Annotated in this window: 18 protein-coding genes; 6 read left to right on the forward strand and 12 right to left on the reverse strand. The window is 72.6% G+C overall.

The genetic code is table 11. From position 1 onward, the window contains the following. Nucleotides 1-173 precede the first annotated feature (173 nt). The 5 genes from ABZ801_RS29205 to ABZ801_RS29225 all read right to left on the reverse strand — a co-directional run bounded on the left by ABZ801_RS29205 (nt 174) and on the right by ABZ801_RS29225 (nt 4542). A complete protein-coding gene (locus tag ABZ801_RS29205; protein ID WP_360703727.1) occupies nt 174-1442 on the reverse strand; it encodes a sigma-70 family RNA polymerase sigma factor in 1269 nt (422 codons plus the stop codon). Continuing rightward, the gene (locus ABZ801_RS29210) at nt 1439-1834 is read right to left on the reverse strand and encodes a YciI family protein (RefSeq protein ID WP_344954804.1); all 396 of its coding nucleotides are present in this window, start codon (nt 1832-1834) and stop codon (nt 1439-1441) included. The genes ABZ801_RS29205 and ABZ801_RS29210 overlap by 4 nt, the downstream gene beginning before the upstream one ends. Before the next feature lie 102 nt (nt 1835-1936). Further along, on the reverse strand, nt 1937-2335 hold the full coding sequence (locus ABZ801_RS29215) for a VOC family protein (protein ID WP_344954802.1): 399 nt from the start codon (nt 2333-2335) through the stop codon (nt 1937-1939). 183 nt (nt 2336-2518) lie between these two features. Next, a complete protein-coding gene (locus ABZ801_RS29220) occupies nt 2519-3250 on the reverse strand; it encodes a class I SAM-dependent methyltransferase (protein WP_360703731.1) in 732 nt (243 codons plus the stop codon). Next, entirely contained in the window at nt 3250-4542 is a 1293-nt protein-coding gene (locus tag ABZ801_RS29225; RefSeq protein ID WP_360703734.1) for an activator-dependent family glycosyltransferase, read from the reverse strand. Before ABZ801_RS29225 ends, ABZ801_RS29220 begins: the two co-directional genes overlap by 1 nt. Nucleotides 4543-4734: 192 nt before the next feature. Here ABZ801_RS29225 and ABZ801_RS29230 point away from each other — a divergent pair, with 192 nt between their 5' ends. After that, nucleotides 4735-4959, forward strand: a complete 225-nt coding sequence (locus tag ABZ801_RS29230) for a ferredoxin (RefSeq protein WP_344954796.1) — start codon at nt 4735-4737, stop codon at nt 4957-4959. Nucleotides 4960-5065: 106 nt separating this feature from the next. Here the strand turns inward: ABZ801_RS29230 and ABZ801_RS29235 are convergent, their stop codons facing one another. Beyond that, nucleotides 5066-6220 (reverse strand): epoxide hydrolase family protein, encoded by a 1155-nt coding sequence (locus ABZ801_RS29235; protein WP_360703737.1) that lies wholly within the window; start codon nt 6218-6220, stop codon nt 5066-5068. 225 nt (nt 6221-6445) lie between these two features. Between ABZ801_RS29235 and ABZ801_RS29240 the strand changes: the two genes are divergently transcribed. Next, entirely contained in the window at nt 6446-7690 is a 1245-nt protein-coding gene (locus tag ABZ801_RS29240; RefSeq protein WP_360703741.1) for a cytochrome P450, read from the forward strand. Between the two features lie 109 nt (nt 7691-7799). Continuing rightward, complete coding sequence (locus ABZ801_RS29245; RefSeq protein ID WP_344954790.1) at nt 7800-8102, forward strand: hypothetical protein; 303 nt, start codon at nt 7800-7802, stop codon at nt 8100-8102. A 76-nt stretch (nt 8103-8178) separates the two neighbouring features. Here the strand turns inward: ABZ801_RS29245 and ABZ801_RS29250 are convergent, their stop codons facing one another. From ABZ801_RS29250 to ABZ801_RS29260, 3 genes are read right to left on the reverse strand one after another with little or no spacing between them, the layout of a single operon-like run. Beyond that, complete coding sequence (locus ABZ801_RS29250) at nt 8179-9225, reverse strand: carboxymuconolactone decarboxylase family protein (RefSeq protein ID WP_360703745.1); 1047 nt, start codon at nt 9223-9225, stop codon at nt 8179-8181. Nucleotides 9226-9242: 17 nt separating this feature from the next. Beyond that, complete coding sequence (locus tag ABZ801_RS29255) at nt 9243-10898, reverse strand: GMC family oxidoreductase (protein ID WP_360703748.1); 1656 nt, start codon at nt 10896-10898, stop codon at nt 9243-9245. After that, on the reverse strand, nt 10895-11464 hold the full coding sequence (locus tag ABZ801_RS29260; RefSeq protein WP_360703751.1) for a DUF5987 family protein: 570 nt from the start codon (nt 11462-11464) through the stop codon (nt 10895-10897). Before ABZ801_RS29260 ends, ABZ801_RS29255 begins: the two co-directional genes overlap by 4 nt. A 461-nt stretch (nt 11465-11925) precedes the next feature. Between ABZ801_RS29260 and ABZ801_RS29265 the strand changes: the two genes are divergently transcribed. The 3 genes from ABZ801_RS29265 (at nt 11926) to ABZ801_RS29275 (ending at nt 15082) form a co-directional block, all read left to right on the forward strand. Next, nucleotides 11926-12555: a ScbR family autoregulator-binding transcription factor gene (locus ABZ801_RS29265; protein WP_344954782.1), complete on the forward strand. Its 630-nt coding sequence runs from the start codon at nt 11926-11928 to the stop codon at nt 12553-12555. 292 nt (nt 12556-12847) lie between these two features. After that, on the forward strand, nt 12848-13924 hold the full coding sequence (locus ABZ801_RS29270; RefSeq protein ID WP_360703754.1) for a ParB N-terminal domain-containing protein: 1077 nt from the start codon (nt 12848-12850) through the stop codon (nt 13922-13924). 387 nt (nt 13925-14311) lie between these two features. Then, complete coding sequence (locus ABZ801_RS29275; RefSeq protein ID WP_344954778.1) at nt 14312-15082, forward strand: AraC family transcriptional regulator; 771 nt, start codon at nt 14312-14314, stop codon at nt 15080-15082. Between the two features lie 141 nt (nt 15083-15223). Here ABZ801_RS29275 and ABZ801_RS29280 read toward each other — a convergent pair whose 3' ends face one another. Genes ABZ801_RS29280 through ABZ801_RS29290 form a run of 3 tightly spaced genes read right to left on the reverse strand, consistent with a single transcriptional unit; the run spans nt 15224 to nt 17720 of the window. Next, the gene (locus ABZ801_RS29280) at nt 15224-16603 is read right to left on the reverse strand and encodes a cytochrome P450 (RefSeq protein WP_360703759.1); all 1380 of its coding nucleotides are present in this window, start codon (nt 16601-16603) and stop codon (nt 15224-15226) included. After that, nucleotides 16600-17202 (reverse strand): flavin reductase family protein, encoded by a 603-nt coding sequence (locus tag ABZ801_RS29285; protein WP_360703762.1) that lies wholly within the window; start codon nt 17200-17202, stop codon nt 16600-16602. Before ABZ801_RS29285 ends, ABZ801_RS29280 begins: the two co-directional genes overlap by 4 nt. After that, nucleotides 17199-17720 (reverse strand): acyl-CoA thioesterase, encoded by a 522-nt coding sequence (locus ABZ801_RS29290; RefSeq protein ID WP_360703765.1) that lies wholly within the window; start codon nt 17718-17720, stop codon nt 17199-17201. The genes ABZ801_RS29285 and ABZ801_RS29290 overlap by 4 nt, the downstream gene beginning before the upstream one ends. Nucleotides 17721-17722 lie beyond the last annotated feature (2 nt).

Here is a 17722-nt window from a genome sequence, read left to right on the forward strand (position 1 = left end):
CGCGAGGTCTACCGCACCCTGACCAGCACATCCACCACACCAGCCAACCAAAACGATCTTGCTCCTGCAGCTTGACATCTATAGGAGCATCCCGGGACACGTCTGACCCGGGTCGGGCCTGCCTCGGTCAGGCTCGACACGGTGCGGCGGCCGCCCCACGGCGGCCGCCGTCGCTATTCGCGGTCCTTGGCGAGCCGGTCCGCCTGCGTCTGCAGGTAGTGCTGCTCGGGCTGGCTGGTGGTCAGGCGGGCGGCCGTGCGGTAGCAGGCGCGGGCGCCCTCGTGGTCACCGGCCATCTCCAGCAGGTGGGCCCGGACGGCGTGCAGCCGGTGGTGCCCGGACAGCCGGTTGTCGGCGTCCAGCGGCTCCAGCAGGGCCAGGCCGGCCCGCGGCCCCCGCACCATCGCCACGGCGACGGCGTGGTTGAGCGTGACCATGGGGTTGGGGTCGAGCTCCTCAAGGATCTGGTAGAGCGCGACGATCTGCGGCCAGTCGGTGTCCTCGACGCGTTCGGCCTCGGCGTGCACGGCGGCGATGGCCGCCTGGAGCTGGTAGGGGCCGAGCCGGGCGCGGGCCAGCGTGTGGGTGATGAGGGTGATGGCCTCGTTGATGGACGCCCGGTTCCACCGGCTGCGGTCCTGCTCGGCGAGCGGGACCAGGCTGCCGTCGGGCCGGGTGCGGGCCGCCCGCCGCGCGTCGGTGAGCAGCATCAGCGCCAGCAGCCCGGCGACCTCGCCGTCGTCCGGCAGCATCGCCCGCACCGCCCGGGTCAGCCGGATCGCCTCGGCGGTCAGGTCGCAGCGCTGCAGCTCGGGACCCGAGGTGGCGGTGTAGCCCTCGTTGAAGATCAGATACAGCACGTGCAGCACGGCGCGCAGGCGGTCCGGCAGCTCGGGCTCGGGCGGCATGCGGAACTGCGCGCCGGTCGCCCGGATGCGCTGCTTGGCGCGGCTGATGCGCTGGGCCATGGTCGACTCCGGCACCAGGAACGCCCGCGCGATCTCCGCCGTGGTCAGTCCGCCGACCGCGCGCAGCGTCAGCGCGATCTGGGACGGCGGCGTCAGGCTCGGATGGCAGCACAGCAGCAGCAGCGTGAGGGTGTCGTCGTCGTGGACGACATCCTCGCCGAGCAGGTCGGCGTCGGCGGCCAGGGCGAGCAGCTCGTCCGGCGGGGTCCGCGAGGCGATCCGCTCCTCGCGGTGCCGGCTGGCCCGTTCGCTGCGCAGCTGGTCGGTCATCCGGCGGGAGGCGACCCGGATCAGCCACCCGGACGGGCTGTCGGGCACCCCCCGCTCGGGCCACTGGGTCGCGGCGGCCAGCAGCGCCTCCTGCACCGCGTCCTCGGCGGTCTCGAAGTTGCCGTAGTGCCGCACGAGCGCGGCCAGGACCTGCGGCGCCAGCGGGCGCAGCAGGTCCTCGATCCACCTGTCGTCGCCGCTCACATCTCCTGACCGGACATGCTCATGATCGGGTGCATCTCGACGGCGGCGAACCGGGCGCCGGGGAACCGCGCCGCGATCTCGGCCGCCCGTTCCGGGCCGTCGCAGTCCACCACGAAGTATCCCGCGAGATGCTCCTTGGCCTCCAGGTAGGGGCCGTCGGTGGTGGCCGGGACGCCGCCCCGCACGCGCGTCGTCCTGGTGCTCAGCGGGTCGCCCAGCGCCGCCCCGGCCACCAGCTCGCCGGACTCGGTGATCTCCTTGCGCAACGCCTCGAACTGCGCGGTCAGCTCCTCGCGCTCGTCCGCCGGCACCGCCAGCAGTTCCGGATCCGGCGGGGACACCGGGGAGCGCACGCTTTCCGGGTTGCTGTAGATCAAGAGCAGGTACTTCACTCTCGGCTCCCTCGGATCACGGTGGGGTACGGCGCCGCGCGGGGCGCCGCGCGCCGGGCCCGGCGTGCGGCGGCTCCGGCGGCGCCGTACGGGCGGTCCGGCTCAGGCGGGCGGGCCGGCCACGCCGATCAGGTTCCCCTCCGGGTCGAGGAAGTGCCCCACCGTGAACGCGCCGCCCTCGGCCGGCTCGGGGCCCATCACCCGCTTGCCGCCCAGGCTCTCGGCCTTGGCCAGCGCCTCCTCCACGCTGTCGACGCCCACGTAGAACAGCACCCGCTGCTGGTAGCCGGGGCCGCCGCCGACGCCGCCGGGGATGCCGGTGGTCCCGGTGGCCTCGACCACCTCGCCGCCCTGTACGAAGCCGTACTCGCCGGGCGCCGACACCTTCTCGGTGGCCGCGTCGCCGGTGTGGAACTCCCAGCCGAACAGGTCACCGTAGTAGCCGCGCAGCTTGCCCGGATCGCTGCCGATGATCTCGAAGTGAACCACTGGCTGTCCCATGAGGTCTCCTCCCCGCGCCGGCGCTCGCGCGACGCCGGCACGTCCCGATGCGCCCCACCCGGGCGCCTCACTGCAGAGGTCGGAGCCGGGCGGCCCGATTCGACATCCGCCCGGCACATTTTTCGGCCGAATCCCGCGTCGCGGCCGAATCCCGGGTGACCGACGTCGTCCGGGCCGGCGCCGTCACCGGCGCACCCCGACGAACAGGCCGGGGCCGTTGGGCCTGCCGCTGGCGAGCCGCAGCGCCGGAACGAACTCGACCGAGCATCCGGCCTTGGCGAAGGCGGCCTCGTACTCGTGGCGTTCGAACAGCGTCACGTGCAGCACCTCGGTGAAGTCCGTGATGCCCTCGCGGTCGGCGACGGTGAACCGCACCTCCATGCGGGTCCGGTCGCCCTCGCGCACCGACCGGGTGATCCGGCTGATGACCCGGCCGTCGGCCTTCATCTGGTGCCCGTCGACGTAGCCGTCGATGAAGTCGGCCGGGAAGTACCACGGCTCGACGACGAGCACGCCGCCGGGCGCCAGGTGCCCGGCCATCCGGGCGATCGCGGCCCGCAGGTCGTCCGCGGTGGGCATGCAGGCCACCGAGTTGCCCACGCAGACCACCGCGTCGAACGTCCGGCCGAGGTCGAACCGGCGCATGTCGCCCGCGTGCAGCGGCACCCCCGGCAGCCGCGACTCGGCGACCCGCCGCATGGCGTCCGCCAGCTCCACGCCGGCCACGTCGTCGAAGATCTCGCGGAAGGTCTCCAGGTGCGCGCCGGTGCCGCAGGCGACGTCGAGCAGCGAGCGCGCGGCGGGCGCCCGGTCGCGGACCATCCCGGCCAGCGCCCGCGCCTCGGCCGCGAAGTCCTTGCCGCGGTCGCGGAACACCAGGTCGTAGAACTCGGCGTGGCCAGGTCCGTACTGCATCACGACTCCCCGCGGGCGTGCTCGGCGATCAGCTTCTCGAACACCCGCACGGTGTCGTTGGGGCCCGGCACGGCGAAGTGCTCGTCCCGCAGCCGGGCCGCGTTCTCGGCCATCGCCGGGTCGGTGAGCGCCTTGACGAGGTGGTCGTGCAGCAGGTCGGCGGTCACCTGGTCGGCGTCGGCGACGTAGGCGCCGGCGCCCTGCTCCTCCAGCCCCTTGGCGAGGGCGACCGGCCCCCACCACTTCTCGCTCCAGTAGATGTTGGGCACGATCAGCTGCGGGACGCCGTGCTCCAGCGCGGCCGTCATGGGCCCGTAGCCGCCGTGGTGCACGATCGCCGAGCACGTCGGCATCAGCACGTTCAGCGGGACGAAGTCCACGGGGCGGACGTTGTCCGGGACCGCCGACGCCGTCGCCAGCTGCTTGTCGTCGAACGTGGCGATGATCTCGGCGTCCAGGTCGGCGACCGCCTCGAACAGCGTGTCGATCGAGGCGGAGTGGCCGAACCCCAGGTCCCGGTGGGAGATGCCGAGGGTCAGGCAGACGCGCGGCCGGTCGGGGCGCCGGTACATCCACTCCTCGACGGTGTGCGGGCCGTGGTACGACACCGGACGCGTCGGGAGGTAGTGGACGTCCGTGGGCCGCCACGTCCAGGGCGGCCACCCGATGACCGTCCACCGGCCGAGCACGACCTCCTCGTCGAACGCGCAGCCGTACCGTTCCAGGATCGGCTCCAGCCAGTCGCGCAGCGGGTCGGGCCGGCCGTCGCTGCGGTGGAGCCCGCCGTGCGCGCCGTAGCAGTCGGCGCGGATCTGGGCGGGGGTGTCGGCGCCGAACAGCATGCGGGCGTCCGCCGCGCCGCTGGCGCGGGCGGCCACCGCCCCGCAGTACATGAACGGATCCCTGATGATCACGTCGGGGCGCCAGTCGCGGGCGAACCGCACCAGGTCCTCGAAGGTGTCGTCGTGGTTGAACAGGGTGCGGCCGCCGAACGCGGTCGTCTCCAGCTCGGCGAACGGGTCGTCCCTGGTGTAGTCGGTCTGCGGCGGCCGCCGCACCGGCAGGCCGGACCGGTCGGGCCCCCGGTCGGGTTCGGCCTGGTCCATCATCACGTCGAGCGGGATCGTGGTGCCGACCGGGATGCCGGTCAGGCCGGTCTCGGCGATGGCGTCGACCATCTCCGGCGGCGCCGCCACCCGCACCTCGTGGCCCGCGTTGCGGAACGCCGTCGCCAGCGGCACCTGCACGTACAGATGTGACTTGAAGGCGGCTGTCACGAACAAAACGCGCATCGGAGTCCTCTTCGTCGAGACGCCGCACATGCCGCGCGGCGCGGCCCGCGGTCACCACGAGCGTGGCAGCGCCCCGGGGCGCGCGCATCTTCGCCGTTGCGCTGCCGATGACCGCATTCCAGGAGGTGCCGGGCGGTACGGGCCGTGTGACGATGCCGCTGTCCGCCGACGGGACGGATCGGAGGGGTGGCGATGGGTGAGACCCGCTGGAAGGTCCACGTGGACCGGGACGCGTGCGTGTCGTCCGGCAACTGCGTCGCGCTGGCCGCCGAACGGTTCGAGCTGACCGACGACGGCGCGCGTCCGCTGCAGGAGATCCTGGTGGCGGACGAGGCCGTCGTGGAGGCCGCCGAGGCGTGCCCGATGGAGGCCATCACGGTGGTCGACGCGGCCGATGGCTCCGAGGTCGCGCCGTAGGCGCGCCGGCGCCCCGGCGGTCGTGCCGCCGGCCCCCGACCAGCGGCACGGCCGGCGGCACGACCGGCGGCCGGTCCCTGTCCACCGGCCGGTCCCCGGGCGGCGGCTAGCCCCTGAGGGAGCGGAAGAAGGTCCGGACGTCGTCGACCAGCAGCGCGGGCTGCTCCATGGCGGCGAAGTGGCCGCCCCGGTCGAACTCGGTCCAGTGCACGATGGTCGGGATGTCGCGGTCGGCGAGCCGGCGGATCGGCACCAGCATGTCGTGCGGGAACACCGCGACGCCGACGGGGACGGTGATCGGCGGGACGGTGCCCGGGGCGGCGGCGAACTGCTCGCGGACGTACTCGTAGTAGAGCTGGGCCGACGACCCGGCGGTGCCGGTCAGCCAGTAGAGCATGACGTTGGTGAGCAGCTGGTCGCGGTCGACCGCGTCCTCGGGCACCGACGCCGAGTCGGTCCACTCCCGGAACTTCTCCACGATCCAGGCCAGCTGCCCGACCGGCGAGTCGGTGAGCGCGTAGGACAGCGTCTGGGGACGTGTGGCCTGCAATTTGAAATAGCCGTTGAGTTCGCTGTCGAAACGCGCGAGGACGGCCGCCTTCCGCTGGTCGCGTTCGTCCAGCCCGGCCAGTTCCTCCGGGTCGCCGGACGGCATCGTGATGAGCATGTTGGTGTGCACGCCGACGACGTGCGCGGGATCGGTCCGGCCGAGTTCCAGCGAGATCAGCGAACCGAAGTCGCCGCCCTGCGCGCCGTACCGGTCGTAGCCCAGCCGCCGCATCAGCTCGGCCCACGCGCGGGCGATCCGGCCGATGTTCCAGCCGGGCTCGCGGGGCGGCGCGGAGAACCCGTATCCGGGAATCGACGGGATCACCAGGTGGAAGGCGTCGGCGGGGTCGCCGCCGTGCGCGCGGGGGTCGGTGAGCGGGCCGGCGACCTCCAGGAACTCGGCGACCGAGCCGGGCCAGCCGTGCGTGAGGACCAGCGGCAGCGCGTCCGGCTCGGGCGAGCGCACGTGCAGCAGGTGCACGGCGACGCCGTCGATCTCGGTGCGGAACTGCGGGAAGTCGTTCAGCCGCGCCTCGGCCCGGCGCCAGTCGTACTTGTCGCGCCAGTACTCGGCCAGCTCCTTCAGGTAGCCGGGCGGCACCCCGCGCTCCCAGCCGGCCACCGGCGGGTCCGCCGGCCAGCGGACGGCGTCCAGCCGCCGCCGCAGCTCGTCCAGGTCGGCCTGCGGAATCTCGATCCGGAACGGTTCCACGAAAAGCCCTCCTTTTCCCGGGCATGCGCACCGTCCCCGTCGGGCAGGCGCATCGATCAACTCGAAATGACGCTAACCCAGGGCCGAACAACAATAAAGGGAAAGCCGGTGCGGACCACCGGATCCGGCAACACCGAAGAAGGCATTCTCCGAGATGAGAGAAATGACACGGCGCACCTACGGTCTGTATTGAATCAACGCCGAAATGCCTCATGGGAGGATTCGATGGAAAGCCGCTGCCCCGTCGTCCTCGACACCACGGGTCGGGACGTGCACGCCGAGGGCCGCGTCCTGCGCGAGCAGGGCCAGGTCGCCCGGGTGGAGCTCCCACAGGGGGTCCAGGCATGGACGGTCGTCGGCCACGACCTCGCCATGCAGCTGCTGACCGATCCGCGGGTCTCCAAGAACCCCCGCCAGCACTGGCCCGCCTGGATCAACGGCGAGATCGGCCAGGACTGGCCGCTGTCCAGCTGGCCGTCGATGGAGAACATGACCACGGCCTACGGCGCCGAGCACGCGCGCCTGCGCAAGCCCGTCGTCAAGGCCTTCACGCCGCGCCGCATCCGGTCCATGCAGCCCTACGTCGAGCAGACCGTGGCCCGGCTGCTGGACGACCTGGCCGCCTTCCCGCCCGGGGAGCCGGTGGACCTCAAGCGCAACTTCTCCTACCGGCTGCCCGCCGCGATCATCTGCGACCTGTTCGGCATCCCCGAGGAGCACCGCGCGGACATCCTGCGCGGCGGTGAGGTGACCACGGACTCCTCCATCACCCCGGAGGAGGCCGAGGCCAACGTCCGGATGTGGACCCAGCAGTTCCAGAACCTGATCGACGCCAAGCGTAAGTCGCCGCAGGACGACCTGACCACCGACCTGATCCACGCCGAGAAGGAGGACGGCGTGGGGCTGAGCGACTCGGAGCTGATCGGCACGCTGTTCGTGGTGCTGGGCGCCGGGTCGGAGACGGTGATGAACCTCATCACCCACGCCGTGCACAAGCTGCTGACCCACCCCGAGCAGCGGGCGATGGTCGAGGACGGCCGCGCCACCTGGGAGGACGTGATCGAGGAGACGCTTCGGGCCGAGTCGCCGATCAACATGCTGCCGCTGCGCTTCGCGGTGGAGGACATCGAGGTCGACGGCGTCACGATCAAGAAGGGCGACCCCATCCTGATGGGCTACGCCGCCGTGGGCCGTGACCCCGCGGTCCACGGCGACACCGCCGACACGTGGGACATCACCCGCGCCGACAAGGAGCACCTGAGCTTCGGCCACGGCACCCACTACTGCTTCGGCGCGCCGCTGGCCCGGCTGGAGGCGCGGATCGCCCTGCCCGCCCTGTTCGAGCGGTTCCCCGACCTGACGCTGGCCGTGGAGGACCACGAGCTGGAGCCGCAGGGGACGTTCATCATGAACGGCTGGAAGACGCTGCCGGTCTACCTGACGGCCAAGGCCGCGGCGCACAGCCGCTGACCCTCGACGCCATCCCGGTCGGGCGCCCCGCCCGACCGGGATGGCCGCGTTTCCGTACAGAGATCCGACGAACGCGCACAGACCCGGCGAAAGGGATGGAGGTTCCCCCGTGCAGACAGTGGTGGTGCAGTACCGGACGCGGCCGGAGGCCGCCGACGAGAACCAGCGGCTCATCGAGCAGGTGTTCGCCCAGCTCGCCGCCGACCGGCCGGACGGGCTGCGGTACGCGGCCTTCCGCCTGGCCGACGGCGTGACGTTCGTGCACGTGGCGGTGGTCGAAGGCGACGCCAATCCGCTGCCGGAGGTGGCGGCGTTCAAGGAGTTCCAGCGCGACATCGCCGGCCGCTGCGCCGAACCGCCGTCGCCGCAGGGGGCCTCGGTCGTCGGCGCGTACCGGTTGCCGTTGGAGTGACGCTTCGCGTCCCCCGCGAAAACGCCGGAGGGATCGCCACGCCCGCACAGGCGGACGTGGCGATCCCTCCGGGTTTCTAGGCCGGCCTCCCCACGTGGCGGGCCGCCGTGAAGGCGGCCCAGGAGGCCAGCTCCACCAGGGACGCGTCGTCGCGGCCGCCCTCGCGCACCTCCTCGACCACCCGGGCGTCGACCTGGTAGGACGCCATGGCGGTCAGCAGCGCCAGCCGTCCGGCCGGCCGGTCGGCGTCCGGCAGCCCGGCCAGCGGCCGTTCGGTCCAGGAGCGGCCGAGACCGGGCGGCGCGCCGTCCCAGTCCGCCAGCTCGGCCACGACCATCTCCCGCACCGCGGCCGGGACCGAACGCCCGCCCGCCGCGTCGACCACGGCCGCCGCCCGCGCGAAGGCGTCCGCCACCGTGGGCGCGGCCGCCGCCCAGGACATGTCGCCGGGCGGCGGGGCGGCGGGCAGCAGGGGCAGCGAAGCCCCGGGCTCGCGGTGCCGCAGGGAGTTCGGCCGCAGGGAACGGCCGATCACCCGCATCAGCCCGCCCCGCGCCCGCGCCGGCAGGCCCGGCGGGAACGGGGACTCGCCCAGGAACACGTTGACCATCCGGTTGAGGTAGTGGAACACCACCGCGACCCCGGCCAGTTCGCCGGCCTCGGCGGCCGGCAGCGGCAGCGGCCGCCGCCCCGGCCCGCCGAGGTCCCGCGCCCAGGTCGCGACGGCGCGGACGCGCGGATCGGCGACCGCGTCGAGACGCCCGTCGGCGACGGCGGCGGCGTCGCGCCCGCGCACCAGCCCGTACAGCGTCATGCCGTGCACGTCCACGCAGTACGGGCACCGGTTGCCGAGCGACACCGCCGCCGCGACCGCCTCCTTGGCCGCCCGGTCCGCCCGCCCGGTGGCGACGAGCGTCTCCCGCAGCGTCATCCACACGGCCGCCAGGACGTCCGGCACGGGGGAATGCAGGATCACCGGCGGCGCGAGGATGCCGAACTCCCGCTCCACCTGCGCGTACACCTCGGCCACCCGTCCCCGCGCCGCGTCGTGGCGCACCACGCGGACGTGACGGACCTGCTCCTGGGCGCCCTTACGGGCGGCCCGCGCGAACAGCGTGCTCATCGGGACCGCCCGCTGCGTCAGCCGCGCGCCAGGCCCGGCACCAGCGGCGCGGTCGCGCGGCGCCCGGCGGTCTCGCCGCTCGGGGCGGGGGCGCCGTAGGTGACCGGGACGCCCCGGTCGCGCGCGGCGCCCACGATGCCGGGCATCGCGCGCTCGGCGAGCGCGGCGATGGTCATCGCGGGGTTGACCGTCAGCGCGCCCGGCACGGCCGAGCCGTCGGTGACGAAGATGCCGGGATGGCCGCGCAGCTCGTGCCGGTCGTCCAGCGCGGACGTGGCCGGGTCGTCGCCGATGCGGCAGGACGCCAGCGGGTGCACGGTGTAGGCGCCCACCACGTCGTTCGTCCACGGCATGACCCTGCCCAGCCCGGCGCCCTCGATGATCTCGCGCACGGCGGCGTCGGCCTCGGTCCAGCCGCGGATGGTGTTGGCGGTGGGGTGGTAGCGCAGGTTGCCGCGGCCGAGCATCTGCTGGGAGATGCGCATGGCGTTGCCGGTGGCGGGCGGCGGCCCGAACACGCCCTCGTTGTCGTCCTCGGACATGATGAAGATGGTCAGCCACGACTGCCAGCGCTTGAGCATCTCCTTCTTCTCCACGCCGAACCAGGACGGGCCGGACGCGTCCGGCACCTGCGCGAGGATGGTGCCGAGGCCGGGCGGGAAGTACAGCTGCTCCAGCGAGAACCGGGAGTACTCGGGCAGGGAGCCGTCGAGCCGGTCCCAGTTGGCCACGACGGGCCCGCGGCCGATCTGGTTGGCGGCGTAGGCCAGGCCGTCGCCGCGTTCCAGCCCCAGCACGTCGCGCACCGCGTCCTCGTCGATGACGGCGGTGTTGAGCCGTTCCCCGTTGCCGGAGAAGTACCGGCCGACGGCGTGCGGCATGCGGCCGAGGGCCGCCTCGGACCGCTGCAGGATGACCGGGGTGGCGCCCGCGCCCGCCGCCAGGATCACGATCTTGGCGTCGATCGCGCCGCCGGCGGAGCGGATCCGGTAGTCCTCCTCGTCGATGAGGTCGTAGTGCACCCGGTAGCCGCCGTCGTCGGTGCGGGACAGGTGCTGCACCTCGTGCAGCGGCCGGATCTGCGCCCCGTGGGCGAGCGCCGCGGGGAGGTAGTTGAACAGCAGCGAGCGTTTGGCGTCGAACCGGCAGCCCGCCATCATCCAGTTGCAGTTGGTGCACATCTCGGTGTCGATGGCGACCGGGACGGGGTTGGCGGTGTGACCGGCGTGGTGGCACGCGGCCGCCCACAGGCCGCCGGCGTAGGTGACGTCGTCCCAGTCCTGGCGGGTGACGGGCATCGCCTCGGCCACCCGGTCGTACCAGGGTTCGAGGGTGTCCCGGTTGATGTCCTCCGGCCACATCCTGCGGCCGATTCCGCCGCGCCGTTCGAACACGAACCGCGGGGCCCGGGGCATCGCGGCGAAGTAGACGACGCTGCCGCCGCCCACGCAGTTGCCGCCGAGCACGCTCATCCCGTCGCCGACCACGAAGTCGAAGATGCGCGTGTAGGACGAGCCGAGCTTGAAGTCGTGCTCGAAGTCCTTGCCCTCCAGCCAGGGGCCGCGTTCGAGCACGACCACGCGGGCGCCCCCGGCTGCCAGGTGGTAGGCGGCGATGGCGCCGCCGAAGCCGCTGCCGACGACGAGGACGTCGGTCTTCTCCACGGCGGTCATGCCAGGCTCCCCGATTCGGTGGTGGCGGGATGGGTGTCGGCCAGCTTCCGGCCGTAGCCGTACTGCGGGAACCGCCACAGCCCGTCACCGTCCGGGTCGGCCAGTCCCATGGCGGCGATGCCGGGGTGTCCCGCGGCGATCGCGTCACGAGTGTGCATGTGCGCGGCGGAGTCGAACGCCATGTTGCTGAACAGCGCGAGCGACACCCAGATCTCCTTCTCCGGGTGGCCGGGCGCCAGCAGTGCCCGCGCCAGCGCGGTCCGCTCGGCGAACGGCAGCGCCACGAACGGCGGGACCTGCTCGTCCAGGGTCAGTCCGCGCACCTCGGCGTGCGTGCGGGCGTGCGCGTTCAGCAGGCGGGCGAGCTCGTCCAGGCCGTCGGTCAAGCCCGTGGCGGACCATTCCAGCAGTTCCAGGGCGCCGGCCGCCACGGCGCCGGGACCGGGCGCCGCCCCGGCCACCGCGCGGTCCGCCGGCCAGCGTTTCTCACCGGGGACGATCGTGTCGGCGAACGCCTCGATCGTCATGTTCCGCGCCTGCGCTTCGGTGTGGGCATCCGATGGCACGGTGACACCTCCTGTCGTCGGCAAGGGAAAGCACGCTCGGGTCGCTCCGCCGGGTGGCCGGGCCACCGCGGCGGGTTCGGGTCAGCAAAGAAGGGGACGATCGCGATCACTTGACCGGCCATGGCGGTTCCGCCGGGAATTCGCCTGCCCTGTCTCCCCAGGTCCCATGGTCGAAGGCGCCCGCAACGCCCGCATCTCTGAGCGTGCCGTCGCCGCGCGGCGACCGTCCGCGCACGTCAGCCCGCGTGCGCGCGGCCGGCGGCGGACGCGGCGCGCGACGCCGTTCGGCCGGTTTCGACCCGGGAGATCCGACCGATCGGCGGCCCGTCGAGGAGGCGACGCACCAGCCCTTGACAGGGGCCCGTCAGCACGAGAAAACCGGCACCTCTATACCTTTACACCGAGCGCTGTTATAAGATCACGTTTCCCCGATCACAACTGGGAAGAGAGCAGCTCACGGCATGCAGGAACGCGCGGCCCAGACCAGACGCACGATCTTGACAGCAGCCGCCGAGCTCTTCGAGGCTCGCGGATACCAGGGCACCCGGCTCCAGGACGTCGTGGCGGGCCGCTCGGTGAGCAAGGGCGCTCTGTACTTCCACTTCTCCTCCAAGGAGGAACTGGCCGCCGCGGTCATCCGGGAACAGCGCGACCTGCTGCCCAAGATGGCGGCCACGCTGCGCCCGTCCCACCCGCAGGCCATCAGGCTGCTCATCGAGATGTCGCAGCGGATCGTGGAGCATCTGGGCGGCAACCCGATGACCCGGGCCAGCACCCGGCTGGCCTGCGAGCGCGACCAGATCGGCCCCTCGGCGCCGGTGCTGTTCGACCCCTGGATCGCCAGCATCGAGCGGCTGTTCGACGAGGCCAAGGCGCAGGGCGACATGATGCAGGAGATCGACTCCCGGGTCGTCGCCGAGTTCATCGTCTCGGCCCTGTCGGGGATGCAGCGCCGGGTGCGCGCGGGCGAAACCGAGCTGGACCTGCGGCGGTTCAACGCCACGATGTGGCGGTTGATCCTGCCCGGCCTGCTGCGCCCGGAACGCAGGACGGACGTCATGAAGTATCTCGACACCGTCGACGCCGGGTAGCCGCCCGGACACGTTGTCAACGGGAGGAAACGCAACTGTCACTGCCTCTTTCGGCCACGTGACGGCATGACGCCCGTTTCCTCCGCGTCCCGGCGCACCACACGGCCCACATCGACACCGTGTGTAACGCGTCGGACACCCTCCTTGGCCCGGTCCAGCATCACCGAAGTATTGCCAAAAGCCGGACCGCGGGTATCTTTTGGACTTGATCGCCCCAGTCGGGTCGTCGGAGGGCACCGGCGGCTCAGCGCTCCCTGGGCAACGCTGCGACGAACGGGGGACGAGAGATCAAGTGAAGCGGATTCACAGTCTGTGGTCCACCAGCACGCGTGCAGCTGATCCCGAAAGTCCGCCGGCGCCCACGCCCTCCGCCCCCGCCCCGACGGCCGCCGTCCTGGCGATCTCGGAACTGCGCGGCGACTTCGCCATACGGCGCGACGTCGACGAGGAACACGTGCACCGCCTGCACCAGACCGAGGAGCGCCTGCCGCCCATTCTCGTGCACCATTCGACGCTGCGCATCATCGACGGCGTGCACCGGCTGCGGGCCGCCGCACTCGGCGGCCGCCAGGAAATCGAGGTCGAATTCTTTTACGGCGACGAGGAGGACGCCTTCATCCGGGCGGTGGCGGAGAACACCCGGCACGGGCTGCCGCTGCCGCTGGCCGACCGCAAGGCGGCGGCCCTGCGCATCCTGGCCGCCCGCCCGCACTGGTCCGACCGGGCGATCGGGCAGCGCGCCGGGCTGGCGGCCAAGACCGTCGCGGCGCTGCGTCAGCGTTCGACCGCGGATGGTCCGGAGTTGAACGCCAGAACCGGCGTCGACGGCAGGACCAGGCCGATGAGCGGGGTGGACGGCAGGCTGCGCGCCGCCCAGGTCATCGACCGCCGCCCCGACGCCCCGCTGCGCGAGATCGCGCGGATCGCCGGGGTGTCCGTGGGAACCGCCCATGACGTGCGGCGCAGGATGCGCGAGGGCCAGGACCCGGTGCCGGCGGGGCTGCGCCGCGCCGCCGAGGCGGCCCGGCGGCCGCGGGACGAGGCGCTGGAGAAGGTGCGCATCGACACCACGGCGCGCGACGCGACGGCGCCCCCGGCGAAGGCGGAGGAGGGACAGGACGCGCCGGTCGACCTGTCCCCGCTCCTCCAGCAGCTCACCAAGGACCCCTCCCTGCGCCAGAGCGTGCTGGGCCGCAGGCTGCTGCAGCTGCTGAACACCCGGTCGCTGACGGTCGCGGACTGGTACGTGCTCGTCGACGCGATACCGCCGCACCGCCTGACCACCATCGCCCTCATCGCCCGCCAGTGCGCCGACAGCTGGGAGCGTTTCGCCGACGCCCTCGAAGAGCGGGCGAACCCCTCCCCCTGAGAGCGGCGCGCACCGCCGCGTGGGCGCCGCACCGCGCCCGCCCCCTCGAACGCACCCCGATGGCCGGCGGACAGGCCATCGGGTTCGTCGTGTCCGGGCCGGCGTACATTTGCGAATCGGCTTAACAATATGCGGTGCCGCGGCCCGCGCACCGCCACCGCATTGCGCGCAACCATTTTCCGACCAGGCGACACGCACCGCATTTTACGGACGGTGACCCGATAAACACGTTATCCCGGGCGTTCAACGCACCGGGGACTTCGGCAGATTATTTGATATGCTGACTCCCGGTCAGCCAAGCCCCCGCAATCGCGAATTCACGGCCGCACTGCTCAACGAGGCCCGCTCCCCATTCAGCCCGAGTCGACGCATGTGACGGAGAAGACCATGGGTGGCCACGCGGAAGAAAGCGTCCAGCGAGTCATCGACAGCATTCACCAGAACATCAGCGAGCCCATCACCATCGACGATATGGCGCGGACCGCGATGTTCAGCAAGTTCCATTTCACCCGCATATTCCAGCGGGCCACCGGGGTGTCGCCCGGCCGATTCCTGTCGGCGGTCCGGCTGCAGGAGGCCAAACGGCTGCTGCTGTCGACCTCCCTCAGCGTGACCGAGATCAGCCACAAGGTCGGCTACAGCAGCGTCGGCACGTTCAGCTCGCGGTTCAAGAGCAGCGTGGGCCTGTCCCCGACCGCCTACCGGCAGCTGCGCGGCTTCGCCCCCAGCATCCCGGTCGACACCCACCGCTCGTCGGCGCACTCGATGAGCATCCACGGGGAGGTGTTCCAGCAGGACGACGGCGACGGGGACGGGGACGGCGCGGAGGGGACGATCTTCATCGGGCTCTTCCCGGACACCATCCCGCAGGGACGGCCGGCCCGATGTACGGTGCTCGGCGGCCCCGGACCGTTCCGGCTCGACAACGTGCCCGAGGGCGACTGGTACCTGCTGGCGCAGTCGGTGGTCCCCGGTGAGGAGTACGTCATCGGTGAGACGCCGCCGACCGTCGCCGTGCACGGGCCGCTCACCGTCCGGCACGGGCACCTGCTGCGGCCGGTGCGCATCGGGCTGCGGCCCATGCGGACCCTCGACCCGCCGGTGCTGCTGGCGCTGCTGGACACCCGCCGGGTCGCGCTGAGCGCCACCGCGAGCTGACCGCCCGCCGCGCCACCGCGTACGCAAAGGCCCCGGGCCGGTGAAAATCACCGGCCCGGGGCCTTTTTGTGGGCCCGGCCGGGCGGTGACCCGGCGCCGGGGCATAGGGACGCCCGGAGGCACGCGGCCTCCGGGCGGCTGTCAGATCGTCGTGACGTTCATCTTCAGGCCGCCGCGGATGCGCAGCGACAGCATCGGCTCCGGGACGACGCGGTGGCCGGGCGCGTGGGTGAGCCGCAGCTCCCGCACCACCATGGCCAGGACGAAGGTGGCCTCCATCATCCCCAGGTGGCTGCCCACGCAGAACCGGGGCCCGGCGCCGAACGGGATGTAGGCGTAGCGGGGCCGGTCCTGCGAACGCTCCGGGGCGAAGCGGTCCGGGTCGAAGACGTCGGGCGCCTCCCAGAAGGCGGGATGGCGGTGCAGCGCGTACGGGGACACCAGCACGTCGGAACCGGCCGGCACCCGGTAGCCGCCGACGTCGTCCTCGGCCTGGGCCACGCGGGTGAGAATCCACACCGGCGGGTACAGGCGCATGGCCTCCTGCAGCACCATGGCCGTGTACGTCAGCCGGTTCAGGTCGTCCAGCTCGGGACGCCGGTCGCCGAGCACGTCGACGGCCTCGGCGCGCAGCCGTTCCAGCACCGCCGGATTCCGGTCGAGCAGGTGGAACGTCCACCCCAGGGTGCTGGCCGTCGTCTCGTGCCCGGCCAGCAGCAGCGTCACCAGCTCGTCGCGCAGCCGGCGGCGCCCGACGGCGGGGTCGCTCTCCCTCCGGACCGACACGATGAGCCGGGACAGGGCGTCGTCGCCCTCGTCGGCGCGCGCGCCGCGTCCGGCGACCAGGTCGGCGACCACCCGTTCCAGCTCGCGCCGGGCCCGCCGGAACCGCAGCTGCCCGGGCAGCGGCAGCCACGTGGGCACCGCCCCCTGGGTGACCATCTCGAACATGGCCTGGTCCTGGACGGCCTCGAACGACGCGCCGATCGACCCGTAGGCGCTGAGGTCGGCGTCCAGCAGGGTGCGGCCGAGGACGCCGAGCGTGAGCCCGGTCATCTCGTGGACGACGTCGACCGGTCCCCCGCCCGCGCGGGCCCGCAGCCGTGCGACCAGCCCGGCCGCCTCGTCGACGATGGCGCCGGCCCGCATGGCGATGCGCTTGTGCTGGAAGGCGGGCTGCACGGTGCGGCGCTGCTCGCGCCACAGCTCGCCCTCGCTGGTCAGCAGCCCGTCGCCGAGGGCCCGGCGGGCCTGGACCAGCCCGATCCCCTTGTGGTAGTTGCCGCTGTTGTCGGCCAGCACGTGCTTGGCGTGGTCGGGGTGGTTGAAGAAGTAGAGCCGGCGCGGCCCGATGGCCAGGCGCACCGCGTCGCCGTGCGCGGCGGCCGTGGTCATCAGGCCGAGCCGGTCCAGCGCGAGCCTGCGCAGCAGCCCGGGGGTCGCGGTCCACGAGGGCCCGGGGGGCTCCCGGCGCGCGGGGGTCGCGCGCCGGGAGCCGGTGCTCCTGCCGGTGGCGGTCATGACGTCACCTCGCCGGCGTCCGGGCCGGGGACGGCGTCCGGTGCGGGGACGGCGTCCGGCCCGAGCCGGTGGAAGCGGCCCTGGTAGAACAGCAGCGCCTCGGGGCGGCCGGCGCCGGGCCGGTCCATCGACAGCACCCGGCCGAGGAAGATCGTGTGATCTCCTGCGTCGTGCACGTTCCACACCTGGCACTCGAACCGGGCCAGGGCGCCGCCGATCAGCGGGACCCCCGCCTGCGGGCCGATGTCGCAGTCGACGCCCTCGAACTGGGCGGCGCCGAGCGGCCGGGACAGGTCGGCGAAGTACCGCGCGATCTCCTCCTGGTGCGCGGCCAGCACCGAGACGCCGAAGTAGCCGGTGCTCAGCCGCCGGTGCATGACGGCCTGGTGGCCGATGCAGACCAGCACCAGCGGCGGGTCCAGCGACACCGAGGTGAAGGAGTTGGCCGTCATGGCGTGCGGCGTGCCGCCGCCGACGGTGACCACGGTGACGCCCGTGGCGAACTCGCCCAGCGTCCGCCGCAGCAGCCGCGGGTCCGGCGCGTCGACGGCGTCGGCAGCGGTGGCCGCGGGTCCGGTTGCCCTGGAATGGATGCTCACATCGCGCTCCCGAGCTTGACCCGCGGCTGCGGCGTGTACGGCGCCAGGGCCCGCACGAGCGACTCGGGGACGCGCGCGGGGGCGGTGCGGGTGTTGGGGCCGCGCATGCACGCCACCCGCTGGCGGCCCCGGGCGACCAGGGTCTCCAGGCCGCCGGGGTCGAGCCGCACGTAGTCGAAGCCGAACTCCAGCTGGGTCTGCGCCAGCTCGATCAGCCGCATCCGGATGGACAGCTCGTCGAACGCGGTGATCTCGGCGTAGAACTCGCAGTCGACCTTCAGGGTGAACAGCTTCAGGTCGTCCCGCAGCTCGGCCAGCACCTGCGGGGCGCGCTCCTTGAGGAACAGCTCGCGGCAGCGGCCCTGCCAGCGCACGTAGTTGACGTAGTAGACGTTGCCGACGAGGTTGGTCTCCTCGAAGCCGACGGTGTGCCGGTACTCGTAGTAGTCGTGGTCGTCCATGTTGGTGGCGGGCGTGTTCGTGGGGGGCATGGTCGGGGGCGTGGTCGTGTCGGGCATGC

Source organism: Actinomadura sp. NPDC047616, assembly GCF_040642915.1.
GTDB lineage: Bacteria > Actinomycetota > Actinomycetes > Streptosporangiales > Streptosporangiaceae > Spirillospora > Spirillospora miaoliensis.

Bases quoted from the DNA above. Each gene is read 5' to 3' on its own strand.
- ABZ801_RS29240 (WP_360703741.1), top strand. From the start codon at position 6,446: ATGGAAAGCCGCTGCCCCGTCGTCCTCGACACCACGGGTCGGGACGTG.
- ABZ801_RS29265 (WP_344954782.1), top strand. From the start codon at position 11,926: ATGCAGGAACGCGCGGCCCAGACCAGACGCACGATCTTGACAGCAGCC.
- ABZ801_RS29220 (WP_360703731.1), bottom strand. From the start codon at position 3,250: ATGCAGTACGGACCTGGCCACGCCGAGTTCTACGACCTGGTGTTCCGC.
- ABZ801_RS29255 (WP_360703748.1), bottom strand. From the start codon at position 10,898: ATGACCGCCGTGGAGAAGACCGACGTCCTCGTCGTCGGCAGCGGCTTC.
- ABZ801_RS29290 (WP_360703765.1), bottom strand. From the start codon at position 17,720: ATGCCCGACACGACCACGCCCCCGACCATGCCCCCCACGAACACGCCC.
- ABZ801_RS29275 (WP_344954778.1), top strand. From the start codon at position 14,312: ATGGGTGGCCACGCGGAAGAAAGCGTCCAGCGAGTCATCGACAGCATT.
- ABZ801_RS29215 (WP_344954802.1), bottom strand. From the start codon at position 2,335: ATGGGACAGCCAGTGGTTCACTTCGAGATCATCGGCAGCGATCCGGGC.
- ABZ801_RS29225 (WP_360703734.1), bottom strand. From the start codon at position 4,542: ATGCGCGTTTTGTTCGTGACAGCCGCCTTCAAGTCACATCTGTACGTG.
- ABZ801_RS29230 (WP_344954796.1), top strand. From the start codon at position 4,735: ATGGGTGAGACCCGCTGGAAGGTCCACGTGGACCGGGACGCGTGCGTG.
- ABZ801_RS29250 (WP_360703745.1), bottom strand. From the start codon at position 9,225: ATGAGCACGCTGTTCGCGCGGGCCGCCCGTAAGGGCGCCCAGGAGCAG.
- ABZ801_RS29280 (WP_360703759.1), bottom strand. From the start codon at position 16,603: ATGACCGCCACCGGCAGGAGCACCGGCTCCCGGCGCGCGACCCCCGCG.